This is a genomic window from Streptomyces sp. NPDC059398 (genome assembly GCF_042751845.1).
Taxonomy (GTDB): Bacteria; Actinomycetota; Actinomycetes; order Streptomycetales; family Streptomycetaceae; genus Streptomyces.
On the sequence record NZ_JBHYWP010000033.1, the window covers coordinates 65967 to 68088 of the forward strand.

Here is a 2122-nt window from a genome sequence, read left to right on the forward strand (position 1 = left end):
AACCCGGCCCCCACGTTTGTTGGTGGGCCCCCCCCCGGGGGGGGGGCGCCGCCCCGCCGGCCCCGGCGCGCGCGCCATGCGCTCCGGGGCCGGAGAGGCATTCGGCCCAAGGGCAACGACGTCCGCGGGCATTTCCGGAAGGTCAGAAGGCAGGAAACGAACCTATGCGACAGGTCACGAAGAAAGGCCTGATCACCGTTGCGGCCGCGGGTGGAGTGCTCGCCCTGAGCGGTGGCTACGCGTACGCCGATGCGTCGGCTGACGGAACCGCAGCGAATTCACCCGGGGTGCTCTCCGGCAATTCGGTCCAGGCGCCGGTGCACGTGCCGGTGAACGTCTGCGGCAACACCGTCGATGTGGTCGGGCTGCTCAACCCCGCGTTCGGCAACGGGTGCGGGAACGCGTCGTCCGGCAACTCCGGCCCCGGTGCGTCCCACTCCGGGAGCCCGCACCAGGGCAGCGGCCAGCACCGCACGCCCGGCAGCGGCAGTCACGACAGCGGTACCCACGGCACCGGCGGCAGCCACAGCGGTGGCGGAGCGACGGCGGAGGGCCACACGAGTGGTTCGCCCGGCGTGCTCTCCGGCAACAGCGTGCAGCTTCCGGTGGACGTCCCGGTGAACGCCTGCGGCAACAGCGTCGACGTCGTCGGCCTGCTCAACCCGGTCTTCGGCAACCACTGTGCCAACGACGAGAGCGTCCCGCCGCCGGTCCACGTCCCGCACCACCCGGTCCACCCCGGTCAGCCGGGCCACCCGGAGAAGCCGGTGACGCCGCGCGGTCACAAGCCGAGCACCCCCAAGCCGCACGCTCCGGTCACGCAGACGGTCTCGGCGCCCCCGAGCACCGAGCAGCTCGCGCACACCGGTTCGTCCGCACCGCTCGGGCTGATCATCCCGGCGAGCGCCGGAATGGTGCTCGGGGGAATCATCCTGTACAGGCGGTCACGGGCAGCCGCGTAACGGCCTGCTGAGTTCCGCACGTACGCATGGAAAGGGAGCGGGTCCCGCAGTCGCGGGGCCCGCTCCCTCTTCACCATGTGGCGCGCATCTGGCGAATGATGCGCCGGCGCAGCCGCACTCTGCGGCTGCCGTCCCGGTGCAGTGTCAGTCGGTCCAACTCCCAGTGTCCGTACTCGGCATGGTCCGTGAGCAGGCGTGTCGCATCCTTGCGGGAGACCCCGCGCGGTACGTACACGTCGACAAATTCGTATTCCGGCATCGCATCTATTGTGCGGGCAGAGGCCCGGTACGGATAGCGTCTGCCCTATGTCTGATGCTGCGCAGCCCACGGTTGCCGAGGTACGTGCCGCCGCCGAGGCGGTCAAAGCCGCGCTGGACCGGCACCTCGCCGCGGTCGAAGCCCGTACGGGAGAGGACGACCCGGCCGTCTACAGCGCGTTCAACGCGCTCGCCGCGGCCGCCGAGGTGTACGACGAGAGGCTCTACGACCGCTACGACGAGGTCACTCCCTTCGAGATTCCCGCGGCGGACGACTCCCTGCCGCCGTACGCGGGCCCCGACGATCCGAACGCGCTCACGGTGCTGATCCGCCGGGACTACGCGGTGGCGCAGCCGCAGCGGCTGCTCGGGCAGGCACAGCGCATCGTGGACCTCGACCCGGAGGCGGACGGCGTACCGGGTTCGGGGGCGGTCGTGGGCAACAGCGTCCACGCCGCGCTGGGGGTGCTCTTCGGTGAGTACGAACCGGACGAGATCGCCTCGCGGCACAAGGAGTTCGGCCTTGAGGAGGGCGATTCCACGCTCTGGGTCTCGGCGGCGGACGACCTGCCCGAGCCGGGGGAGTGGCTGAGCGCGCCGTTCGACCAGGCGGACCCGCAGCAGATCGTGTGCCGGTTCGACGTCAGTTCCGTCTTCGACGACGAGGAACTGCTCGACGATGACGATGACGATGATGACGATGCCGGGGGCGACGGCGACGACGGTCTGGTCGATGAGGACGACGCCTCTGACGGGTCCGCCGCGCACGGGGACCCGGAGGACGAGAGGGTCTGAGGTGGCCGGGAAGGGCTGAGAAGGTCTGTGAGGGCCTCAGAAGGCATGCTCCGGGCCGGGTGACGTCCGGGTGTCGGTACTACGGCCGGTGGCCGGGGCTTCGGCCC

The 2122-nt window shown here is 70.7% G+C and carries 3 protein-coding genes; 2 read left to right on the plus strand and 1 reads right to left on the minus strand.

Going from position 1 to position 2122, the window contains the following annotated elements; genetic code table 11:
- Positions 1-164: 164 nt before the first annotated feature.
- On the plus strand, positions 165-962 hold the full coding sequence (locus tag ACFXBC_RS14920; protein ID WP_385023510.1) for a chaplin: 798 nt from the start codon (positions 165-167) through the stop codon (positions 960-962).
- A 70-nt stretch (positions 963-1032) separates the two neighbouring features.
- Here ACFXBC_RS14920 and ACFXBC_RS14925 read toward each other — a convergent pair whose 3' ends face one another.
- Positions 1033-1221 (minus strand): DUF5703 family protein, encoded by a 189-nt coding sequence (locus ACFXBC_RS14925; protein WP_385023512.1) that lies wholly within the window; start codon positions 1219-1221, stop codon positions 1033-1035.
- A 47-nt stretch (positions 1222-1268) separates the two neighbouring features.
- Here ACFXBC_RS14925 and ACFXBC_RS14930 point away from each other — a divergent pair, with 47 nt between their 5' ends.
- Positions 1269-2015, plus strand: a complete 747-nt coding sequence (locus tag ACFXBC_RS14930; protein ID WP_385023514.1) for a hypothetical protein — start codon at positions 1269-1271, stop codon at positions 2013-2015.
- The last annotated feature ends 107 nt before the right edge of the window (positions 2016-2122 follow it).

Bases quoted from the DNA above. Each gene is read 5' to 3' on its own strand.
- ACFXBC_RS14920 (WP_385023510.1), top strand. From the start codon at position 165: ATGCGACAGGTCACGAAGAAAGGCCTGATCACCGTTGCGGCCGCGGGT.
- ACFXBC_RS14925 (WP_385023512.1), bottom strand. From the start codon at position 1,221: ATGCCGGAATACGAATTTGTCGACGTGTACGTACCGCGCGGGGTCTCC.
- ACFXBC_RS14930 (WP_385023514.1), top strand. From the start codon at position 1,269: ATGTCTGATGCTGCGCAGCCCACGGTTGCCGAGGTACGTGCCGCCGCC.